The 22039-nt window shown below is 58.6% G+C and carries 22 protein-coding genes and 1 pseudogene; 14 read left to right on the forward strand and 9 right to left on the reverse strand.

Annotation, left to right across the window (positions count from 1 at the left end; all coding sequences use genetic code 11):
- The first annotated feature begins 155 nt into the window (after positions 1 to 155).
- Positions 156 to 620 carry a PRC-barrel domain-containing protein gene (locus DLM46_RS32975; protein ID WP_208866374.1) on the forward strand — a complete coding sequence of 155 codons (465 nt, stop codon included), beginning with the start codon at positions 156 to 158 and terminating at the stop codon, positions 618 to 620.
- A 34-nt stretch (positions 621 to 654) separates the two neighbouring features.
- On the opposite strand, the gene DLM46_RS32980 is transcribed toward DLM46_RS32975, so the two are convergent.
- The 4 genes from DLM46_RS32980 to DLM46_RS32995 form a co-directional block, all read right to left on the reverse strand.
- Entirely contained in the window at positions 655 to 1074 is a 420-nt protein-coding gene (locus tag DLM46_RS32980; protein WP_115108084.1) for a cupin domain-containing protein, read from the reverse strand.
- A gap of 92 nt (positions 1075 to 1166) precedes the next feature.
- Positions 1167 to 1616: a hypothetical protein gene (locus DLM46_RS32985; protein ID WP_115107990.1), complete on the reverse strand. Its 450-nt coding sequence runs from the start codon at positions 1614 to 1616 to the stop codon at positions 1167 to 1169.
- A 126-nt stretch (positions 1617 to 1742) separates the two neighbouring features.
- Complete coding sequence (locus tag DLM46_RS32990) at positions 1743 to 2366, reverse strand: dienelactone hydrolase family protein (RefSeq protein ID WP_115107992.1); 624 nt, start codon at positions 2364 to 2366, stop codon at positions 1743 to 1745.
- A gap of 187 nt (positions 2367 to 2553) precedes the next feature.
- A complete protein-coding gene (locus DLM46_RS32995) occupies positions 2554 to 3552 on the reverse strand; it encodes a LysR family transcriptional regulator (protein WP_244306454.1) in 999 nt (332 codons plus the stop codon).
- Between the two features lie 299 nt (positions 3553 to 3851).
- Here DLM46_RS32995 and DLM46_RS33000 point away from each other — a divergent pair, with 299 nt between their 5' ends.
- The gene (locus tag DLM46_RS33000) at positions 3852 to 4916 is read left to right on the forward strand and encodes a porin (RefSeq protein ID WP_115108086.1); all 1065 of its coding nucleotides are present in this window, start codon (positions 3852 to 3854) and stop codon (positions 4914 to 4916) included.
- Positions 4917 to 5154: 238 nt separating this feature from the next.
- Here DLM46_RS33000 and DLM46_RS33005 read toward each other — a convergent pair whose 3' ends face one another.
- Complete coding sequence (locus DLM46_RS33005) at positions 5155 to 6549, reverse strand: MFS transporter (RefSeq protein ID WP_244306457.1); 1395 nt, start codon at positions 6547 to 6549, stop codon at positions 5155 to 5157.
- Positions 6550 to 6845: 296 nt separating this feature from the next.
- Complete coding sequence (locus DLM46_RS33010; RefSeq protein ID WP_115107996.1) at positions 6846 to 7769, reverse strand: dihydrodipicolinate synthase family protein; 924 nt, start codon at positions 7767 to 7769, stop codon at positions 6846 to 6848.
- A gap of 317 nt (positions 7770 to 8086) precedes the next feature.
- Between DLM46_RS33010 and DLM46_RS33015 the strand changes: the two are divergent.
- Positions 8087 to 8307: pseudogene (locus DLM46_RS33015) on the forward strand (DUF1289 domain-containing protein).
- 228 nt (positions 8308 to 8535) lie between these two features.
- Here the strand turns inward: DLM46_RS33015 and DLM46_RS33020 are convergent.
- From DLM46_RS33020 to DLM46_RS33030, 3 genes are all read right to left on the reverse strand, one after another.
- Positions 8536 to 9051, reverse strand: a complete 516-nt coding sequence (locus DLM46_RS33020) for a hypothetical protein (RefSeq protein ID WP_115107999.1) — start codon at positions 9049 to 9051, stop codon at positions 8536 to 8538.
- 158 nt (positions 9052 to 9209) lie between these two features.
- Positions 9210 to 9428 carry a hypothetical protein gene (locus DLM46_RS33025; protein ID WP_115108001.1) on the reverse strand — a complete coding sequence of 73 codons (219 nt, stop codon included), beginning with the start codon at positions 9426 to 9428 and terminating at the stop codon, positions 9210 to 9212.
- Positions 9428 to 9823, reverse strand: coding sequence for a hypothetical protein (locus DLM46_RS33030; protein ID WP_244306455.1), 396 nt, complete (start codon positions 9821 to 9823; stop codon positions 9428 to 9430). The genes DLM46_RS33025 and DLM46_RS33030 overlap by 1 nt, the downstream gene beginning before the upstream one ends.
- Before the next feature lie 609 nt (positions 9824 to 10432).
- Between DLM46_RS33030 and DLM46_RS33040 the strand changes: the two genes are divergently transcribed.
- From DLM46_RS33040 to DLM46_RS33090, 11 genes are all read left to right on the forward strand, one after another.
- Complete coding sequence (locus DLM46_RS33040) at positions 10433 to 11263, forward strand: substrate-binding periplasmic protein (RefSeq protein WP_115108006.1); 831 nt, start codon at positions 10433 to 10435, stop codon at positions 11261 to 11263.
- Positions 11264 to 11414: 151 nt separating this feature from the next.
- A complete protein-coding gene (locus DLM46_RS33045) occupies positions 11415 to 12560 on the forward strand; it encodes a porin (protein ID WP_115108009.1) in 1146 nt (381 codons plus the stop codon).
- A gap of 386 nt (positions 12561 to 12946) precedes the next feature.
- On the forward strand, positions 12947 to 13780 hold the full coding sequence (locus DLM46_RS33050; protein ID WP_115108011.1) for an amino acid ABC transporter ATP-binding protein: 834 nt from the start codon (positions 12947 to 12949) through the stop codon (positions 13778 to 13780).
- 8 nt (positions 13781 to 13788) lie between these two features.
- Positions 13789 to 14460: an amino acid ABC transporter permease gene (locus tag DLM46_RS33055; RefSeq protein ID WP_115108014.1), complete on the forward strand. Its 672-nt coding sequence runs from the start codon at positions 13789 to 13791 to the stop codon at positions 14458 to 14460.
- A gap of 10 nt (positions 14461 to 14470) precedes the next feature.
- On the forward strand, positions 14471 to 15136 hold the full coding sequence (locus tag DLM46_RS33060; RefSeq protein WP_115108016.1) for an amino acid ABC transporter permease: 666 nt from the start codon (positions 14471 to 14473) through the stop codon (positions 15134 to 15136).
- Between the two features lie 34 nt (positions 15137 to 15170).
- Complete coding sequence (gene dapA / locus DLM46_RS33065; RefSeq protein WP_115108018.1) at positions 15171 to 16049, forward strand: 4-hydroxy-tetrahydrodipicolinate synthase; 879 nt, start codon at positions 15171 to 15173, stop codon at positions 16047 to 16049.
- 54 nt (positions 16050 to 16103) lie between these two features.
- Entirely contained in the window at positions 16104 to 17120 is a 1017-nt protein-coding gene (locus DLM46_RS33070; RefSeq protein WP_115108019.1) for a 4-hydroxyproline epimerase, read from the forward strand.
- Positions 17117 to 18409 (forward strand): NAD(P)/FAD-dependent oxidoreductase, encoded by a 1293-nt coding sequence (locus DLM46_RS33075; RefSeq protein ID WP_208866371.1) that lies wholly within the window; start codon positions 17117 to 17119, stop codon positions 18407 to 18409. Before DLM46_RS33070 ends, DLM46_RS33075 begins: the two co-directional genes overlap by 4 nt.
- A gap of 12 nt (positions 18410 to 18421) precedes the next feature.
- Positions 18422 to 19903, forward strand: a complete 1482-nt coding sequence (locus DLM46_RS33080; protein ID WP_115108021.1) for an aldehyde dehydrogenase family protein — start codon at positions 18422 to 18424, stop codon at positions 19901 to 19903.
- 12 nt (positions 19904 to 19915) lie between these two features.
- Positions 19916 to 20947 carry a proline racemase family protein gene (locus DLM46_RS33085; protein WP_115108023.1) on the forward strand — a complete coding sequence of 344 codons (1032 nt, stop codon included), beginning with the start codon at positions 19916 to 19918 and terminating at the stop codon, positions 20945 to 20947.
- Between the two features lie 72 nt (positions 20948 to 21019).
- The gene (locus tag DLM46_RS33090) at positions 21020 to 21727 is read left to right on the forward strand and encodes a GntR family transcriptional regulator (RefSeq protein WP_208866372.1); all 708 of its coding nucleotides are present in this window, start codon (positions 21020 to 21022) and stop codon (positions 21725 to 21727) included.
- Positions 21728 to 22039 lie beyond the last annotated feature (312 nt).

The following is a 22039-nucleotide window of genomic DNA, read 5'->3' on the forward strand; positions in this document are numbered from 1 at the left end:
TCGGGGCCGCGATGGACGTGACGCAGGCGAAGCAAACAGAGGAGCAGTTATCCTAAAAATTCTTCTGTGATAGAGCCGTTATCATGGAAGAAAGGTTTGTAAGGGGTCAGGCACAGGAGTTGCTCGTCTCAGTGTTTCAACCTCAGGAGCAAATGATGACTACGCCCGACCCGCGAATGCACCCGTCCGTTAGCGGCGCGAAAATCGTTGGCAGCACCGTCGGCTCGGGGCCCGGACCGGAGGTGATGGCAGCGACCACGCTCAATGGCGACAAGGTCATGTCATCCGACGGCGAACACGTGGGCAAGATAGCCGACATCATGCTGGACGTGCGAAGCGGACGGATTGCCTATGCCGTCCTCTCGACCGGGGGATTCCTCGGCATCGGTGATACGCTGCACGCCATCCCGTGGAGCGCGCTGACACTGGATGCAATCGACCGGTGTTTCGTCGTGGACATCCCGGCCCAGAGACTCAAGGATGAGCCCGGGTTCGACAAGGACCACTGGCCTTCGATGGCGGACGAAAAGTGGGGCACCACGGTCCATCACTATTACAACCGCGAACCCTACTGGACCGCTACCCGTGACATCAGCGAAGGACGCGAGACCGACATCTAGAAATCCAACTTCCCTCGCCCGCATCACACCCCGCTCACGGCACCCTGGCGTCGAGTTCCGGACGCATGACCACGCATTCCCGCGCCGTCGGCTCATTGCGGGCGACGACGAAGACGGCGGGGGTCGGGCTGCGGTTGACGGCGACATGGACCACGCCCGCCGGGGTGAAGATGTAATCACCGGGGCGCACCACCTGCCGGTCTTCCAGTTCCTCGCCCGTGTAGAACTCGATTTCGTCGCCGCTTAGCATGTAATGCGCGGTGTCATGGTGTTCGTGAATGTGAGCGCTGGTTCTGCCTCCGGGCGGCACGGACACCATGCCCATGTAGAGGACCTCGGACCCCACCGTCTCCTTGCTGATACCGGGCGCATGCACGGAGCCCTGCTGAGACATGTAGCTGGCACCACCACGAACAACACGACCCACTTTCGCCCTCGGTGAGGTTGTTTCCATTGCGCACCTCCTGTCATCAACCCGCGTATCCGTCACACCCATGGCAATCACTATAGGCGACGGAAGCAAGGGTAAGGCCGGGATTTCGGCTCTCAGTTTCCTGGACGCTTCAGTCGCTGCGCGGCGTCCGGCGGCGGCGCATCGCACGCGAAACTCTGGGCGGTGAGCGCGTCCGAATACACGGTCCGGCCGGCCACATCGGTCGCGCGCACGCGGATGGTCCGGTCGACCGTGGACTGGTCTCCGACTCGGTAGAACCACGGTGGGTTGTAGTACAAATCGACGAAGCCGTACGGGTCCGCCGGCGGCGTGCCCGGGACCGTGAAGACGGCGTCCTGTGTGTCGCCCGGGCGATGGCCAACGCGGACAACCACACACTTCTTGGCCGTAAAACCCACCCCGAACAACTCGACCCTGTCGGTGACGTCGTGGTGCTGCGCCGTGCCGACATGTTCCCGCACGTAAAGCCTGGCGCACGGCGGTGGGTTCGTGCAGGCTGCGCAGAGCGCGGACAGGAGGAACACGGTGCCGGTCGCGCGCAATGTCCGAACCGTTGCACGGAGAAGGACTGCGCAAGCCCGGAGTGAACCACGGGCCACCGCCGGTCGTGACCAAGTGGGTGAAGCTTGACACCGGCTCGAACGCCGCGCGGCGAGCACGGTGCAATATCAATTCGGCTTGGCACCGTTCGCGGTCATGAGTTCCTTGACCGCCGCCCGCGCCTTCGCCGATGCCTCCGGGTTATAGGCTATGGTCGGACCAAGCTCGACACATGAATCCTGATAGGTAAAGGGTTTGTTCGTCGCCGCATTCAGGATTTCTCCGTGTACCGCTTCCTGTAATTTGCAGTTCCTTATCGTCTGCGCTTGCGCCAGCTTCAGCGGCGTCGCAAACGCCTTGCCATCAAAGACGTGATATGCCCCGGGGTATTCGGTCAGGTTTATATTCTTGCCGTTCGCCTGCAGACGAGCGACATATTCCCGGCACGGTGCGACCGGAACGTAATCGTCTGCACTTCCGTGGAATATCCGCACCGGCTTGGCCGAGATGTCGTCGTCCCGCAGATACCCTATGTTGCAAGACGGATAGAAGGCCACATAAGCTGCGAACTCCTGGCCAGATGCCGGGCCATGCATCTCCCGGAACCGCTTAAGACTGGCGTAGAGAGCAGCGTGACCGACATCATGGCAATCAGCGCGCAGGCCTGCGAATCGGCCAACGTCCCCGCCGGCTCGCGAATTGAGTTGGATTTTGCTCGAACCAAGACCACTCCTTCGAGCAGTCGATGCCATTCGAGTCTACTACTACCATCAAGTCCTAAACGGACTGCACGCTCGCAACGCCACGGAGTGGGTGCGCGCAGCGACTGCTATACCGAACGCCCTATTTTTTGGGGCTCGTGGCCGCCCGGCGGTTAGAAGAAGTCTGCTTGGCTCCTGCAGTTGGTGCCGGCGCAGTGCGCTCATGCCGTTCGACACGCTAGGTCGCGAGGCCGTCGTACACCCTGGACTCGGAGAGTTCTGAAGCGATTTCCTTCAACGTCGCAATCACAATCCGGATTGCAGGCGTCATTGCCCCTTGGGTTGAACTGGCAAGCGTCACGAAGCGAGTGATGTTGGGCTTGATGATTCTTGCGGCACGCAGGCGGCCGGCGCGTACATCGGGGGCGATGGCCCACGGCCCGAGCACAGCATATCCTCGACCACTGGCCGCAAGCTCTCGCTGGACAGCAAGCGAGTCTGCTTCCAGTACAGTCCGAAGCTCGATACCGGCCCGACGAGCCTCGTCATCCATCAGATTTCGCAGGCGGTTGGGACGTCCCGGCAATATCAGTGGCAACCCCTCAAGACGCCGGAATTCGACGGTTTCCCGCTGAAGCACAGGCGAGTCCGGCGCGCCTACAAGATAGGTTTCGATTGTCGCGAGCGTCGCGAGCCGCTCGGTCGTCATGGAGCGCTCTGCATGGAAAAGGATAGCGAGGTCCACGCGTCCGCTGTCCAGCCACGTCTCAACCTCACCCAACTGACTCTCGCGAACGTTGAGGCGAATGTCCGGATAAGCCGAGTTGACGCGCTCGCATAGCGTGGTCATCAGCGGATGAGCAGTCGACGGCAAGATGCCGATTCGTACTTCACCAAATGGTGCGCCCGACGAAGTGCGTATTTCGTTGAACAACTGGTCGGTGTCCGCAATCCAGGCACGGACTCTTGGGATAATCCGCTCTCCGAACCCGGTCAGCTTCACACCGCGCCCAGTCCGCTCGAACAGACGGCCTCCGCATTCGCGCTCAAACTCGGCAATCTGTCTGCTGACATTGGACTGGACAGTTTGCCGGAGCGCGGCAACTCGACTGATGCTTCCCAGCTCCGCCACCTCGATGAATAACTTGAAGGCTTCCCGTTCCATCGCTGTCTCCACCCATCTCTCTTGAAGCATATCTGAAATCACACTGATGCGCCTATCGGCATGAATTTTCATTGAATAGACTGCTTGAAAAGATGACGAGATTGCTGGCTCCAGCGTTACTCGCATGACTGGCCAGAACAGGAGACAGCCGTATGCGGACATCCGTCGAAACGAGATACGCGGTAGGCAACACCACCATCAATTCGAACGCCAGGTGCGCGCGCCGACTTTGAGTCCGCACGCGCCAGCACCGTAGGTCGGCTCGACCTTCAGGCCGCGAATACCGAACCGAATCCCCCGTCCCGAGAGCGTTACCAACGCTCCCGGCGGGCAATGCTGTGCCATACAAATACTTAAAGGAGACACTACAAATGAGAACCGACCGGAGCTTACGCGTTGGCCGCAGATTGGCTTCGCGTTGCCTCGCAATTGCATCGATTTCCATTTGGACGGGGGTTGTGCATGCCCAGCCATCCTCAGCGGACCTTTCTGCTCCGATTCAGCTTTACGGTCTGGTAGGCACGCACGTCGCACAGTCAAAGGTGAGCGGCGCACCTCAAGGTAGCGTCATACTCGGCGGCGGCGGCCTGACTACGTCGTTCTGGGGGCTACGCGGCAAAGAAGACCTCGGCGGCGGATATGCGGCTATCTTTGTTCTGGAAAGCTTCTTCCGCCCGAACACCGGCCAGATGGGAAGAAACTCCACAGACGGGTTATTCTCGCGCAATGCCTACGTGGGCTTCACGACCCCGTACGGCATCTTCCGGTTCGGCGAGCAGACGACGCGCACCTACCTCAATCAGATTTTGCTGAACCCGTTCGGTTCTTCCGTCGTGTTCTCGCCTCTTGTCGTCCAGTCGTACACCACCGCGTACAACAACACGGTTGTGGGCGACACCGTCTGGGCCAACGTCGCGAGCTACGAGAGCGCAACGTATATGGGTCTCACCGGGACTGTGCAATACGGCGTCAGCGGAACAACTGGCCACCAGGGGAAGGATGACCTCGGCCTGAACCTCAATTACGAGAATGGCCCGCTTCAGATTGCCCTGTCCACACAACGAGTGCGCATGGCGGTCAACATGCCGAACGTCCAGCAGTATCTCTACCTCGCTGGCGCCACGTACAACGCCAACTTTGCCAAGTTCTACGCCGCCCTGCAAACGACCAATACGACGACGACGGAGGTCGGCTCCCATACCTACGAGCTTGGCCTCTCGATTCCCGCTACGCTAACCTCCGCCGTGCTCGTCGAGTGGGCGATGACGAGGCGCTCGGCACCGAAAAACCAGGACTCGATTCGGAACACGGCATCGGTCGGCTACGACTATTACCTGTCGAAGCGGACCGACGTCTACGCCGTCTATTCCTACGACAAGCTGAGCGGGAAGCCCTCCGGAAGCACGTACGGCGTAGGCATGAGACACACCTTCTAAAACACCATCCGATAGCCCTTCTCAGTGCCGGTGCGAATTGCGAGATTCGTGCCGGTGGTTTTGCTTTTGTCGCCTCCGACTTCCGCCGCACTTGCAACACACAGGTCTCATCTAACCACCCAAGTTCGTCGAGCCCCAAAAGAACATCGCCGCGCGTCCCAACAACGCGCGGCGATGACTCAAGAACTGCTGTTGCGAGGCAAATTCCCTTCGGTGCCCAAGACACCGTAAGCTGCCGTCAGGGCGAGATTTCTTCGAGCGAGCGGTCGGTCGTCTCAATCATTGCCCGAGACGCCAGGAGCCCAACAATGGTCGTAGCGGCGAACATCAGGAACACTGCGGAAATCCCGTGACCCGACAGAACGACTCCGACGAGGGCAGGCGCCGCAGCAGAAGCAACCCTCAGCCAGGACGTTGCGAGTCCAGTGCCAATTGCACGCATCCGGGTCGGATAGATTTCAGGCGTGTACAGGTAGAGCATAACCGTCGTGGTGCCCATCACCGCGTAGGCCGATGAGCCCAGCAACATGACCGACCAGGGACCGCCCTTCGCGACCGCACCGAGTATCAGAAGCAGCACCCCGCTGACCAGGAAGGTGGCCATCGCCCACCGGCGACGGCCAGTTCGGTCAACCAGGAAAGCACAGAGCAACACTGCGCATGCACTCAGAACATTCGACAGTGACGCCATGTGCAGAGATTCTTGCAGAGGCAGGTGATACACGGTGCGGTACAGACTCGGCAGCCAATTGTTGATGCCATTAGCCACGAAGTAAGAACTGGCCCACAACACCCACACAATCAACGTGCGACCTCGGTACACGTCCGAGAACAACTCCCTCCACGATGCCCTTTTTCTCGTCTGGCTTGCATCGCGAATCTTAGAGAGCCGCCGTTCTACCTCAACCCAGTTTCCCTCGACATCCAGGTTGCGACGCGTCGTGCTAGCCTCAATCTTCTCGATGACACTCTCCGCTTCATCGTATCGCCCCTTCGAGATAAGCCAGCGAGGTGACTCTGGCAAACGAGCGATGAATAGCGTGACGAGGAGGCCGGGAATCGCGCCGACGAGGAACATGCATTCCCAGCCGAAACGCGGGACGACGAACGCCCCGACCTGCGCCGCGCCGAGCAGCCCCAAGGGAAAAATCAGTTCGTAGAGAAGGAAGAAACGCCCCCGGCCATGCGCTTGGCTCAGTTCGCTGATATAGGCGGCCGCGACAGGTACCTCGCCGCCAACGCCGATACCCTGAAGGAAGCGTGCGAGAAAGAGGAGCTGCAAATTCCCCGTGAACGCACATGCAATACCCATGACCGACATGATTCCAACAGTCGTGGTCGCACTGAGCACTCGGCCGAAGCGCTCAGCTATCCAGCCAAAAGTCAGCGCTCCGACAAACTGCCCCAGATACCCGGCAGCGATAAGCACGCCAATTTGCATCGGCGAGAGGTGCCACAGCCCGACCAACACCGGCAAGGCGAAGGCGAGCGAGAGTGCGTCGAACGCATCGAAGAATGTGGCACTACCCATAATGATTCGGGCCTTGGTGTGCCACCGGCTAAATGGAACGTTCTCGATGCGGAAAAGCAGATGTGCAGCGCGTGCTACAGGTTCAGACTTATGACTTGCCATATGGTCAGAGCCGACCACGGCGCCCGCCAGTATCTTGCCCATTTTGTCTCCATCCAATCCATCGACCGCAGGCTCTACTCCGGCCCACTTATATATTGTTTGTCACGGCTCCCTCGGTGCTACAGTCGGGTAGTGTCCGTCGCGACCGGCCCCTTCATATGAGTGTTGTTCAAATGCTGTCATATGAGAGAACGGGCGAACGTTCCTCCTCGCCCGGCGGGCTGAGCCCTCCTTGGACTCAGCCCCTACTACTAGCCGCTCATGTACTTTCGCACGTGATGACTCGAAATCGCCAGTTAGTCGACGAGACCAGCCGAGCGCAGTGCCTGCGCGATTTCGACATCAGCACCTTCCTGCAGCGGCAGCAGCGGCGAGCGAACCGTTGCGTGCTCGAGAATGCCGCGTGCGACCAGACCGTGCTTGAGCGCGACCGTACCTTCCATGTGCGAGCCGCGGTGGTACACCGAGCGCGTGACGGGCAGCAGACGGTCGTGGATGGCGCGCGCCGCCTTGTAGTCCTTCGCCTTGCCGGCCTTGATGAGGTCGATGAGCAGTTCCGGTGCGAGGCCACCGTAGCCGACCAGCGCGCCGTCGACGTCGAACATCGTGTGCAGCAGATATTCGTCGTGGCAAGTCAGGATTTGCAGTTCCGGACGTTCGCGGCGGATGACGGGGATTTCCGTGTCCCAGCGACGCATGTTACGCACGCCGTTCTTCATCGCGAACACTCCCGGCTGAGCAGCAATCTCAAGCTGGGTTTCGAGGTTGTACGTCGCCTTCGTCACGTCCGGGTACTGGAACAGAATCAGCGGCAAGCCGCTTTCTTCGTGGATGGCGCGATAACGGTCTTGCGGTGCGCCCTTCTGATAGCCAAAGCGCAGCCAACCATGCGACGGATACACCAAGCCCGCCGACGCGCCGGCCTCGACTGCGCGCTTCGCTTCCAGGGCTGCGACCTGTGTCCCCTCCAGGGTGATGCCGGCGATGACCGGAATCTTGTTGCCGACCGACTTGACGAAGCTCTCGATGACCTTCTGCTGTTCGTCCGGCGTCATGAACGTACCCTCGCCAGCGTGACCCAGAACGGTCAAGCCTTTGACGCCTTCGATGCTCCCGAGCCACGACCCCAGTCGCTGGATGGCCGCATGGTCCACAGCGCCATCGCGGGTGAATGGGGTAACGGGAGCGGGAACCAGTCCCTTGAGGTCGATGCTTTTCATGCTGTCTCCGAAGTGTAAAGCGGTTACGTATCTGGACGTATCCCAGTTGGGGCATATGCCACTGTCAACTCGCGGTGGGGCTTGGCTGTCTTGCCTGCGCGTCACGCAGCGGGTATGGAAGCCAGTGTAGGCATCGAGGCGATATCGAGAAAGGCATGGAACTGCATTTCAGATATCTCTCGTTTAAGATGGCTCAGAATGCAGCTGTCCTGCCCGCATACCATCCTGCAAGGTAGCAACGACGGGAGACTGGCGTCGGCTCAGAGGGCGTCGCATGTCACCGTTGAAGTGCAACCTTCACAAGCGGCCGCCTGACCATGGCAGTCAAGTCGCCGTGCATCGACGTGTGTGCCTTCGATGGCAAGACCAAATTGTGCGTCAGGTGTTTTTTCGCACGCTCGATAAAACTCGGGCGTGGAAGAAGATGACCGACCATCGGTGCCATCAAGTGATTAACGACCTGGCGCGGCGACAGGCCAATCTGCACCGCGAATCGCCAGCTTTGTTGGCCGAGCAGCCACGAACACCGGACACCTGAATGGATGGAGAGCGCCGCCACAACTTCATTCTGGTGACTGGCTTCAATCTCCAGCGCAACAGAATTGCACCCGCTCATTGGGGAGTATGGATTCAATGCAGACTGAACAGCTAGTCAGTGTTCTCGCATCGCGCTCGTGATGTCCGACGGTCGCTCGCTCCTTCGGCATTGGCAGGGGGCTCACTGGCCGCCCGCGAAGGTCCCTCATCATTTCGTAGCGAGCCGGGGCTAGTCTGCGGCGGACTGAATTAAATACTCGGCCTCTTGCTGCACGACCGGCCATCCTTCGCGCAGAAGCCGCACGGCTTCCTCGACCACCTCATAGCTCAGTCCGCAGTTATCGATGTCCGTGATGCTCATTTGCGCGAGGTCGGAGGCCGAGGCGTCTCCGTTGGAAATTCTGAAGAAAAGGGTATCAGCCATAGCGCCGGCATCATCCGTCTCGCCGCTCAGGATGTCCTCGGCCAACAGGCCAGCCATGCCGACGAGTATCTTCCAGTTCGCAGGTAGCTCGGGAGCGGCAAACCCATGGTTCAACGCCGTCTTGCGCATCACCTCAGGGCAGGTGCGGGGACGGAACTGGCCGCGCCACGCTGTTTCCTCCGGATTCCCACTCTCATTTTTCCACACGACCGCGTCGCCAGCGCCGCCGAAGCGCTCATAAAGCATCTTGTGACCTGCTTCATGGTAAGCGGCGTTGCGGAGCTCTCTGGCAGCTATCTGTTCGTCCGTGAAATCAATCATGTTCGTCGAATGTGGTCGGTGTCGTTAGACCACGGTATAGCTCAATGAAAGGGCTACGGTGCCGAAGGCGACCGGAAGCTAGAAAGAGCTCTCGTCAATGTGTTAGCGCGGAAAGGTGCGACTCGCATGAATCGCCATGGATTGACGGCCGCAAGGCACTATCCGTGGGTGTCGACCCAGGCACGCGCCCAGCCCAACCCCGCAAGCTGCGCTTCTTCCTCGGTGTCAAAAACACCGAGTACCCCGGAGGCTTCAACCATCTTTGTGTCGCGGGTGATGGTCCCGCTGCCTGCGTATCGCTCAGGCGAAAGGATGTCCTCTTGCTGAAGAATCGCGTGACCGAAGATGCGGTATCCCTTGTAGCTTCCCGATTCCATCAGCGCACGACCTCAACATCCGAGTCTTGCGCGTCAACGCGCAGCACGTTCCCCTCGGGCGTTATCAGACGGGGAATTTCCGACACGTCCGGAGTAACGCGTCGCGGACCTGCGCCGACAGCTCCCTGTTTCACGGCCAGCTTCGTGGCAGTGGTCGGCGTGCGATGCGCCTGTGTTTTTACCAGATGGGGCACACGCCGCTTGTGCGTAAGCGACTTCGGCGCGCCTGCTCCCTGATGCAATCCACCGCGAGCTTCGGGCGGATTCCAGATTTCAATGTAGTGCGCACCTGCAAACGCGGACGAAGTACACGCCAGTAAAAGCAACCCGCATCCAACCAGTTTCACTATCGTTTCTCCTTGCCGATGCGATTGAATCTGTCGCTGCAGGAACATCCCCTCCGACGCACGACCCGTCGCAACCGTCACAGTAGTGGCGGTCGCGCACGGCGCCGTCAACACGCCAGACATCCGTTCCCACCGGACTAGCGGTACCCACGGAGCCGCCATTTTCGCACGCAAAGAACGTCGGCTCCCCGGCTCGGTCGCGCCGAATGGCTTCATCGATTTCCGGCTCGACAAACGCAGATTTCATGTCGACGACAAACGCCGCAATCTCGGGCATTGGATGGCTGACCGGCTTGCGAAGGCACATAGGTGCGTTCAATGCATGCGCGAATTCGAGGTCTGGTCGCCAGCGAAGTAAATAGAAGCTACCGGCAGCTCGCGGGTACGCATCCGATGTTACGAAACCCGATATCTCGGGAGCGCCTTCAACTCGTCCAGCATGTGCCTTCATCAGGTCCTGCCTGCGACAGGACGCGTTGGCCGCTCGACTTTCAACCCATGCAGCGTGCCTGTTTCGGCGCTAGGGCAATCGCCTAGTTGACAGCTTGAATTTTGTCTTCCTACTATGCATACAACGCTGCACACAATTAAACACACAGACTTGTGTGGCGGAAGTATGTTTTTGTCTACGGGATTACCCTTATTTAAGAGGTCATCATGGTTCGGCTGTCTCGCTTTACCCGTCAGGCTCTTGTATGTTTGGCTGCCGCGAGCTGTGTCATCAGCGCGCCGTCCCGCGCTGATGACACCAGCGCCTGGCAAAATGTGAAAAAGGCTGGAGTTCTCCGTTGTGGGGCAGCGGTAGCACCCCCGTACGTGATGCGTGACCCGAAGACGGGTGAATACAGCGGCTTCTTCTCAGAGCTCTGCCGTGAGTTTGGACAGAACGTGCTGAAGGTGAAGGTCGAATTCGTCGATACCACCTGGGACAATATCGTCGCCGGCCTTCAGTCCGACAAATGGGACCTGTCGCTCGCACTTAACGACACCCCGGAACGTGAAAAGGCGATTTCCTTCTCGGCGCCGGCCACTGACTACAACGTCTCGCTGGTCTACAACAAGAACAATCCCAAGATTCCGAAGGGCGCGCATACCATCGACGAAATCGACAAAACGGGCGTGACCATCGCCGTCATGTCAGGGACCGCGCAAGACAAGGCGATTTCCGGCGTTATCAAGCAGGCTCAAATTATGCGTTTACCCGGTAACGATGAAACGCGTTTGGCTCTCATGTCCAAGCGCGCCGACCTCCTCGCTGACGCCAATATCACCAACATGTTGCTCACAGAAGCGCACCTGGATTGGGCAGTCGCCATCCAGCCCAATCCACCCCTCGCGCAGCAGGAAGTCGCGTTCGGCGTCAGAAAAGAGACGTCTGCAGCCGATATCGCCGTGCTCAACAAGTATGTGAACGAGCAAGTGAAATCCGGGGCAGTCAACCGGCTCATCAAGACCTCGGTCCAGGCCATGCTTGTCACTAACAAGTAATACGACGCGCTGCGAAGGCTTCGTCACCCTCGCGCCTTCGTTTGCTTCCGGACGCGTTCGCGCTGGCTCATGCCGGGACGCGTCCTTGCTGTAACACAATCAGAAATAGATAAAGCAATCGTTTCAATCGACAATAAGGTTTGGATAACTAATGAAGAAGTCAATTTTGGTTGCAGTCATTGCAGCGGCCAGCGTTCCAGCGTTCGCGCAAAGCACGGTCACGCTCTATGGTCTCATCGACGAAGGGTTTGACTACACCAACAATGTGAAGGGCAGCAAAGTCTATGAACTTCAGAGCGGCTATGCGCAAGGCAGCCGCTGGGGCCTGAAAGGTACAGAGGACCTGGGCGGCGGCCTCAAGGCTGTTTTCCAGATTGAAAGCGGCTTCGACGTGAACAATGGAAAGCTGGCGCAAGGTGGCCTTGGCTTTGGACGCCAGGCGTACGTAGGCCTCGCCAACGACCAGTTCGGTACGGTGACGCTGGGGCGGCAGTATGACTCGCTGGTCGACTATCTCGCCCAGACCACGGCGAATGGGAACTGGGGCGGCTATCTTTTCTCGCACCCATACGATAACGACAACACGGACAACACTTTCCGCGTCAACAACACGGTCAAGTACACCAGCCCGAGCTTTGCCGGTCTTCAGTTCGGCGGCACATACAGTTTCAGCAACGACACCAATTTCGCAAACAACCGGCAGTACAGCGTCGGCGCGCAATACGCGACAGGTGGGTTGCTCGTAGCGGCGGCCTACCTTCAGGCCAACAACCCGTCAGCCACGGCCGGCGGTGCAATCAACAACGGTGGGGATGAAAACTTCGTTGCGAAACGGCTCAGAGTGTTCGGCGCCGGAATCAACTACACATTCGGCAGCGCGACCTTGGGCTTTGCCTACACGAACACCAATGTCGACCAACCACTCAGTTCGGGATATGTAGGCGCAATAACGCCGGTTGGCGGAGCAACGCTCTCATCACTTCGATTCAACAACTTTGAAGTGAACGGCAAGTACCAGTTCACGCCTGCGTTCTACGTTGGTGCGGCCTACACGTACACGCGAACGAGCTTCAATGCGACCAGCGGGAAACTTCATCCCATCTTCCAGTCGGCGGGGTTGATGGCTGACTACAACCTGTCCAAACGAACCGATGTCTACGTGCAGGGTGGCTACCAGCACGCAAGCGGCGACAAGACAGGGACCGTCCTTGATGTCGCATACGTGCCAGGCGCCGACGCCGTCTCGTCTACGTCGAATCAATTTGTCCTGCGTGCCGCTATTCGTCACAAGTTCTAGCCCGCCACTGCATTGGCTCGCGGCAGGAAGCTCGGGCTGGAAGCTTCTTGTCGCCCAGAAACCCTCCTGTTCCGTTCCGCAGCCCTATCCAGCGCCTGAAAAGCGGCGCGCCTCCGAATCCTTGGTGATTTCCCCGAAATGGCAAATCAGCCGTTGACGCGCTGGTTTTCGGTCGTCTACCATGCATACATCGCTGCACACAGTGGAGCACACAAAATTGTGTGTTGTCGAGCCGGCGGCAGCAACGATGGAGGGCTCGTAACCAGGCTGGCTCTCGATAGCAAAGATGTCCTGGCTGATTCCGGATGCGGTTCGGCCCAATCGAGGAAAGCCAGATTCGATTCACACATCACGTGCCTGAGGGCGCGCCCCGCTGGAGAGATTTCATGTTGTCACCCCAAACCATGATTGCCCAACCCCACACTTCGCCGGCAGTTTTTGACTTCTCGTCCTCGACTACCGGCGACTTTGTGCAGTTCCGGGACGTCTATAAGTCCTACGGCGAAAATCTGGTGGTCATGGACCACATGAGTCTGGATATGCGCGCCGACGACCGGCTCGTCATCATCGGTCCTAGCGGCAGCGGCAAGAGCTCGCTTCTGCGCGTCATGATGGGCCTGGAAGGGATTCAGGGCGGACAGATTGGATTCCAGGGAAGGCCGTACATCCACGGCGCGGATTCGGCCCGGTCGAAACGCATCGACACCAAGTTGCAAAAGCAGATTGGCATGGTGTTCCAGCACTACACGCTTTTCCCCCACCTTTCCGTGCTGGGCAATCTGATTCTTGCTCCGGTCAAGGTCGGCGGTATTTCAAAAGCAGAGGCGACGGAACGGGCGCGCGTGTACCTCGCGCGCCTTGGTCTCGAGAGCAAGCTACACGCATATCCCAGCCAGCTTTCCGGTGGTCAGAAGCAACGGGTTGCCATTGCGCGTGCCCTCATGCTCGAGCCGAAGCTGATGCTGTTCGACGAAGTCACTTCGGCGCTTGACCCTGAGATGGTCATCGAAGTGCAGAACGTGATGCTGAAGCTGGCCGAACAGAAGATGGCGATGATTATCGTGACCCACGACATGCATTTCGCGCGCGATATTGCGACCCGAGTTGTCTTCTGCGCCAGCGGAAAAATCGTCGAACAGGGCGCACCCGCGGAAATGTTCAAGTGCCCGAAGGAAGCCCGCACCCGCGAGTTTCTCGAGAAAGTTCTGCATCTCGATTGAGGCTGACCATGAACTACCACTTCGACTTCAGCTTCCTCGAAGGAAGCTTCGGGGCACTGCTTTCAGGCCTGAAGGTCACTATTGAGCTTGCAGTGGCCTCCAACGTCACGGGCCTTGTGCTTGGTTTTCTGCTTTGCCTTCTGGCCATGAGCCGTTGGGTCGTCGTTCGGTGGCCGGCGCAGCTGTTCATCGAGTTTTTCCGTTGTACGCCCGCTCTGCTGCAAATCGTCTGGTTTTTCTACTGCATTCCGATGATGGTTGATGTATTTATCGACCCCATCGTGATGGGCGTCATGGCACTCGGCTTGAATCTGACAGCATTTAACGCCGAAGCTTATCGGGCTGGCGTCCAGGCGGTCCCGAAGGAACACCTCGACGCCTGCGTGGCTCTTGGCTTAAAGCCGTGGCAGCGCACCGTCTACGTCGTGCTCCCTCAGGCGCTTCGTACCGCGATGCCGGTCCTGATGACCAACGGCATCGGAAGCCTGCAACAAAGTGCGCTCGTTGCCATCGTCGCGGTGGCGGACCTGATGTATGTCGGAAAGAGCCTCGCGACTGAAGCGTATCGTCCTCTCGAAACATATACGGTGGTCGCGCTCATTTACTTCGCGCTCTCGCTACCGATTGCGAAACTCGTGCATGTAATCGAGCGTCGTCAGGACCTGGCTGTTCAGCGTTGAGGAGAAGACCATGCATCTCGATTTTTCGGCTGTATTGCCCTATTGGCTGGTCTTGCTCAAAGGCTTGGGACTTACGGTTGCATTTACGAGCAGTTGCGCCGTCATCGGAAGCCTTGCGGGATTTGTTCTGAGCCTGCTGCGGATGTCCCCGTCGCGGTGGTTGAAAGCGACGACGACGCTCTACGTCGAATTCTTCCGCGGAACACCGTTGCTTATCCAGCTATTCTGGGTCTACTTCTGCTTTCCGGTTGTCTTCCGGATTCCGATTCCACCTTACCTGTCGGTGGTTATTTCACTGACGCTGTACATGGCGGCTATCACCAGCGAAACCTTCCGCGGGGCATTGAAATCCATTTCGGCCGAGCAGCACGACGCGTGCACCGCGTTGAGCCTTTCGCCGCAGGCCAAGATTCTTTACGTGATTTTCCCGCAGGCATTGCTGCGCGCAGTTCCTCCATTGTTGTCGAACATCGTCAGCCTGTTCAAGGAGAGTGCGCTCATCTCGTCGGTTGGTGTCGCGGACCTGATGTTTGTTGGCCAGAACATCTCGAACAGCACGGCACGTCCGGTCGAGTTCCTGACTACCGTCGCGATGATTTACTTCCTCGTCGCGTTCCCGCTGACGCGTCTGGTCGGCGTGGTCGAGACGCGGATGTTGAGGCGCTATGCCTATTAACCCACCCAGTCACCCGTTAGTTTGGAGAACACACATGGAAATGAAGGGAATTTTGCCCGCTCTCGTTACGCCGTTCGACACCAAAGGGGCCGTCGACCACGACACGCTGGCTTCCATCATCGAATATCAACTGAAAGCAGGCGTCAAGGGCTTCGTACCGTTGGGCTCGACGGGTGAATACTATGCGCTGAACAATGAGGAGCGCCGTGCGATTCTGAAAACCGTACGTGAAGTCGTCGGTGACCGCGGAATCCTGATTGCGGGCGCGAATGGTTCGTCCACGCGTGAAGTCATCGAGCAGGTCAGACAAACGCGCGACGCGGGCTACACCAACCTGCTCATCGCCCCGCCGTACTATGCGCTGCCGTCACAGGAAGAACTCATCGGCCACTATGAGGCTATCCTCGAAGCTGCACCGGATATCAACCTCATTGTTTACAACTATCCCGTCCGCACGAACGTTGAAGTCGGCTATGAGGTGCTCGAGGCCTTCCGTAACAATCCGCGAGTTATCGGCATCAAGGAAAGCAGCGGCAATCTGCTGCGCGCCATCGAGATTGGGTCGAAGTACAAGGACGACTACCAACTGTCCTGCGGTTCGGACGACCAGGCGCTTGACTTCTTGCTCTGGGGCGCAACAAGCTGGATTTGTGGACCGGCTAACTGCTTCGCCAAGCAAACGGTCGATATCTACAACAAGTTCGCCGCCGGCGACATTTTCGGCGCTCAGGCCGTGATGCGCTCGCTCTTCCCGGTAATGGCGACTATGGAAGCAGGCAAGTTCGTGCAGAAGGTGAAGTACGGTTGCGAGCTGGCTGGATTCAAGGTTGGCAATGCACGCATGCCGCTGAAGCCGCTGACCGACGAAGAGAAGGCGGAATTCCGCAAGGTCTTCGAAGCAACGCAGGGTTGATTACGTAACCCACCGCCCTTGCCGGGGCGGTGGAACCGCATAGAGACAAAGAAAATGTCCAGACATAGCTTTACTTGCATCGAAGGTCATACTGAGGGTATGCCCGTCCGTATGGTCATCAAAGGCGGCCCCGAGCTCCAGGGGGCGACAATGAATGACCGACGCAAGTATTTCGTTGAGCATTACGACGGGGTTCGACGCGCGCTGATGCTGGAACCGCGTGGTCATTCTCACATGTCCGGGACGATTTTCTACCTGCCGCTGAGCGCGAACGCGGATTTCAGCCTGCTCTTCATCGAGACGTCGGGATGCCTGCCCATGTGCGGCCACGCGACGATTGGCTCAATTTCGTTCGCTCTTGAGGCGGGTCTAATTGTGCCGAAGCAACCTGGCACGGTAGTTGTGGATGTGCCGGCTGGTCAGGTGACCGCACGCTACGAAATGGATGGCGAGCGTGTCGCCTCAGTTCGCTTTACAAATGTCCCAAGCTTCCTTCTGCATCGTGACGTCGAAATCACGTTGCCTCAACTTGGCAAGCTCTCGGTCGACATCGCCTACGGCGGAAACTTCTATCCCATTGTCGAAGTCCAGGAGAACTATCCGGGCTGCGAACACTTTGCTCCAGAGGTCCTGCTTGAGTGGGGACGGGACATGCAGCGGCTTGTCAACGAAGCGATTGACGTAATTCACCCGGACTACCCTCAAATCCGCGGCGTGAGGCATTGCATGTGGACTGGGCGGCCTGTCGCTGAAGACGCGGACGGACGCTCGGTTGTCATCGCTGGTGAAAGCCTCATCGACCGTTCACCCTGCGGAACGGGAAGCTCTGCCCGTGTTGCGCAACGATACGCTCGCGGCCTTCTGGCCGAGGGCGAGTCGTTCACGCATGAAAGCCTTATCTGCAGTCGTTTCATTGGTCGCGTCGAGGCGACGACCAGGCTTGAAAGCGGGCTGGAAGCTGTGTACCCGAGCGTTGAGGGGCGTGCGTGGATTACAGGGCGCGGTGAACATTACGTTGATGACTCACAGCCATATGCACAGGGATTCAGTTTGCAGGAGTTCGTAAAGTGAACGCGGTTCCTCGTGAACAAATTTCCGGGGCGCCTCAATCAGCTCCGCACGAAGCAGCTGTGGTAATCGGCGGCGGCATTGTGGGCGTCTGTTGCGCGTTGTATCTGCAACGCGGCGGCTACGAGGTCACGCTCGTAGACCCTGAGGCACCGGGAAACAGCACGGCAAAATGGAGTTGTGGACAGATGGCGGTGAGCGAAGTCATTCCGCTGTCGAAGCCGGGCATCCTCATGAAAGTTCCGGGTTGGCTCATGGACCAGAAGGGTCCATTGGCGTTGCGCCCTGGAGCGTTGCCGGGGATTTTGCCGTGGTTCCTCCGCTTCATGGCATCGGCGCGCCATTCAAAGATTGTCGACATTGCGCAATCGATGGCGACACTCACGCATGACGTGTACACAGACTACGCGCCGTTGCTCGAGATATGCGAAGACAAAGCACTCCTTGGCCAACGGCCCGTGCTCGAGCTATTCGACAATCCGAACGCAATAGAGCGCGACAAGGCACATCTCGAGCTGCGCCAGTCACTTGGCTTCTCGTATCAGAGGCTCAACGCCACGGAGATTGCCGACCTGGAGCCTGCACTGGCCGGACGTTTCTCTCACGGTCTGCTGTTTCCTGACTGGCGCTTCATAAGCGACACCGAAGGCTTCATCGCGGCCTTGACCGGGAGCTTCGTCTCCAGAGGCGGCCGTCGGGTACGTTCGACTGCCGCGCGTATTGATGAATCGTCCGGCCGCGCAACCGGAGTCACTTTGGAGAACGGTGAGCGAATTGCGGCCTGTCACGTAGTCGTCGCCGCGGGCACGGGGTCGCGGAGGTTCTTCGGCCAACTGGGTGTGAATGTGCCGCTCGAAGGCGTCGCGGGCTATCAGGCGCTGCTGCGTAATCCGGGAGTGGAAATCCGGCATTCAATCATTTATGCCGATGGCGGCTTCTGCTTCACGCCCATGACGCGCGGATTGCAGATAGGCGGCACCATCGAATTTGCGGGGCGCGATGCGAAGCCCAACTTCAAGCGCGCAGAAATCATCCTGGAAAAGGCCAAACGGATTCTGCCTGAGCTTCGGACCGACGGCATCGAATTTGGCGTTGGCTATCGGCCGTTCTTGCCAGACACCAAGCCGGTCATCGACCGCTCACACAGGCTGCAGAATGTCTTTATGGCTTTCGGTCACGGGCAGCTCGGTCTCACGCTTGGTGCGACCACCGGAAAGTTGATTGGCGACATGGTGGCTGGCCGCGCAACGAAACAGAATCTGGCGCCCTTTAGCGCTTACCGCTTTGCCTGAAAGAGGACGCTCATGAAATCGTATGACCAGCTTTTTATCAATGGCCGTTGGGTATCTCCGGTCAAGGGTGGGACCTTCGATACTGTCGACCCATTCACCGAAACGGTAATCGCGAAAGTCGCGGCGGCGACTGCTGAAGATGTGGACCTTGCGGTAAAAGCAGCGCGGGACGCCTTCGACAACGGCCCGTGGCCACGAATGAGTGGTGCCGAACGGGGTGCGGCATTGCGCAGAATCGCGAGTGGCATCCGCGCTCGACTCCCTGAATTGGCTGAACTTGAAGTGCGCGACAATGGCAAGCCTTTGCCCGAAGCACTATGGGACTTGGGCGACGCAGCAGGTTGCTTCGAATTCTATGCCGGGCTTGCAGAGCAACTCGACGAGAAGACAGAGCATCCCGTCACGTTGCCGGACGACCGCTTCAGTTCCATCGCAAGGAAAGAGCCAATCGGTGTGGCCGGCGCGATTATCCCGTGGAACTTCCCGATGTTGATGGCGGCATGGAAGGTCGCGCCAGCGCTTGCTGCGGGTTGCACGATGGTTCTGAAACCCTCGGAGTTGACGCCCCTGACAGCAATTGAACTTGGCGAGATTGCCGCTGCAGCGGAACTGCCTGCTGGCGTACTGAACATCGTTACTGGTTTCGGCAACGACGCTGGCGCCCCGCTGAGCGAGCATCCGGGCATCGATAAACTGGCGTTCACCGGAAGCGTCCCAACGGGCAGCCGCATCATGCAGACTGCGGCGCGCGACATCAAAAACGTCAGTCTCGAGCTAGGCGGAAAATCACCGTTCATTGTCTTTGATGACAGCGACATCGAGGCAGCCGTTGAGTGGATTATGTTCGGTATTTTCTGGAATCAGGGGCAGGTGTGTTCGGCGACGTCCCGGGTTCTGGTTCAACGCGGCATCTATGAGCGTCTACTTGAGCGACTCAAGGACGAAGCCCGCAAAATCCGTATCGGCAACGGTCTGGAGGACGGCGTCCTGCTGGGCCCAATCGTTAGCAGTGGACAGTACCAGAAGGTTCAGGAAGCAGTCGCGCGTGGGAAGGACGAAGGTGCACGTCTTGTGACGGGCGGCGACCGCCCTGCGCGTCTCAAGACAGGCTACTTCATGGAACCCGTCGTGTTTGCAGACGTTCCCGAAAGCAGCTGGATTTGGCAGGAAGAGATTTTCGGCCCCGTCGTGTGCATCCGGCCATTTGATGACGAAGCTGAAGCACTCCGCTCCGCAAACGATTCGCGCTTCGGTCTTGCCGCCGCAGTCATGTCAAAGGACCTTGCACGGTGCGACCGCGTCGCGCGGGCTCTACGGGCTGGTATCGTCTGGATTAACTGTTCGCAGCCCACTTTCACCGAAGCACCTTGGGGCGGTTACAAGCAGAGCGGCATCGGGCGCGAACTCGGGGAATGGGGTCTCAACAACTATCTCGAGACGAAGCAGATTACCCGATACGACAGCGACAAACCTTGGGCGTGGTACATCAAGTAAGGTAGGTGGGTCATGCGCTGGAATAGAACGCTACAGCTGGTTGATGTTCATTGTGAAGGCGAAATCGGCAAGGTCATCACCGGAGGGGTCCTTGACATTCCCGGTGAGACCATGCTCGACAAGATGAACTACATCAACGAGGTCGACGATAGCCTTCGCAGGCTGGTTACTCTTGAACCACGAGGTTGCTTGCAGATGTCGGTCAATCTGCTGTTGCCGCCGACACGTGCCGACGCGGATGCCGGGTTCGTCGTCCTGCAAGCTGACAAGGCTCATCCGATGTCCGGCAGCAACGCCATCTGCGTGGTGACAGCTTTGCTTGAACTGGGAATGGTGCGGATGAGTGAGCCCGAAACCCTTGTCAGGCTGGACACGCCTGCGGGGCTCGTGACGGCTCACGCGACCTGCAAGGAAGGTCGCTGTGTTGGCGTGTCTCTTGATATGGTTCCGGCGTTCGTCGAGCAGTTGGACATGAACGTTCAAACCCCCGATTTTGGGAACATCAGGGCGGACGTCGCATTCGGTGGCGTCTACTACGCTCTCGTCGACGTTGACCAGATAGGCCTTGAAATCGCTCCAGAAAACGCGCGTCAGCTCGCGGAAATTGGGGTCAAGCTGAAGGGGCTAATCAACGCGCAGGTTCAAGTTCAACATCCGCTGTTTCCGCAAATTAACGAAGTGGCGTATGTGATGTTCCGCAACCGCATCAACGACGATTTGTATCAGACTTGCACTACATTGCCCCCAGGTCGCGTCGACAGGTCGCCGTGCGGAACTGGAAGTTCGGCTAATCTCGCGACGTTGGCCGCCCGAGGTCTTGTGAGTGTCGGCAGTCGACTGAAGTCACGTTCGACCATCGGGGGGGAGTTCAACGTCGAATTGCTGGGGAAGACCGAGGTCGGCGGAAGACCCGCAGTGTTGCCGCGCGTTCAGGGGCGAGCATGGGTCTACGGGATTCAACAACTTGGGGTGGACCCCGATGACCCGCTGGCCGCTGGGTTTATGCTAAGCGATACGTGGGGCCCGGGTTTCCCGACGCCCTGAGAAGGAGTGCGCGCGATGATAAACTTGAATGCGCGCCCGTCTTTCCGGGCCCATTACGAAGGCGGTGAGACGATGAGCAAAGGTACGGCGGAGACAGAGGTCAATGCGCGCCGGCACGGCGGACGCTACATTTATGAAGAGTTGCGAAAGCAGATTCTGACGCTGCAACTCAAGCCAGGCGCTCCGCTCGACGAAGTTTCGCTCGCTGCGCAGTTCGGCCTTTCACGCTCGCCTGTACGCGATGCGCTTGCGCGGTTGATAAGCGAAGGTTTGGTGACGATTCTGCCGAATCGAACGACCCTTGTTACGCCGTTCGAAATCGAAGAATTTCCGAAGTATGTGTCGGCACTGGACCTCATTCAGCGTGCAGTTACCCGCCTGGCAGCATTGCATCGAACGGAAGCTGACCTCGCGCGCATCCGCAAAGCGGATGACGTTTACATGCAGGCGGTAGAGAGTGGCGACTTTAGCGCGATGTCCGAAACGAACAAGGGTCTGCACATAGCAATCGCGCATGCTGCAAATAATCCCTACTTTGTCGGATATTACGAGCGGCTTCTGGGCGAAGGACAGCGGCTCATGCATCTTCACTTTGACTTTACGGTAACGTCGCCAACGGCGACGCCACTGGGACGCGACCACGCCGAGATGATTGATGCCATTGCGCGCAAGGACGGTGATGCCGCGGAGAGGCTCGCGCACGAGCATACGATGCTCTTCCAGAAGCGATTCCTTGACTACATGCGGCAAAACATGACGGAATCGATGGCGATTCTGTGACCTGATGCAGGCAGCTTTGGTCTCTCCAAGGCTGCCTTTTTCACAACGCCACATGGCCCAGTCGGTCACCCTCTTCAAGAACGTCCAGCAGGTCGGTGCATCGCTGCCGTGATGCCATGTCCCGCGCGACGGTGTCTTCTATGACGCCCCCGCAGCGACCTACAACGCGGTGACCTCATACCTTTGAATGGCCAGTCAACCGTTGTGCCGGGCACGTTGCGTCATTTCTCGCTTGATTGGTGACTCTGGTTTCGTTCTTCGCAGAAGCGCGGCGAGCTTGGCTTGAGCCTGCAAAAACACCCGGGTTGAAAC

It is taken from the genome of Paraburkholderia lacunae (assembly GCF_003353175.1).
Taxonomy (GTDB): domain Bacteria; phylum Pseudomonadota; class Gammaproteobacteria; order Burkholderiales; family Burkholderiaceae; genus Paraburkholderia; species Paraburkholderia lacunae.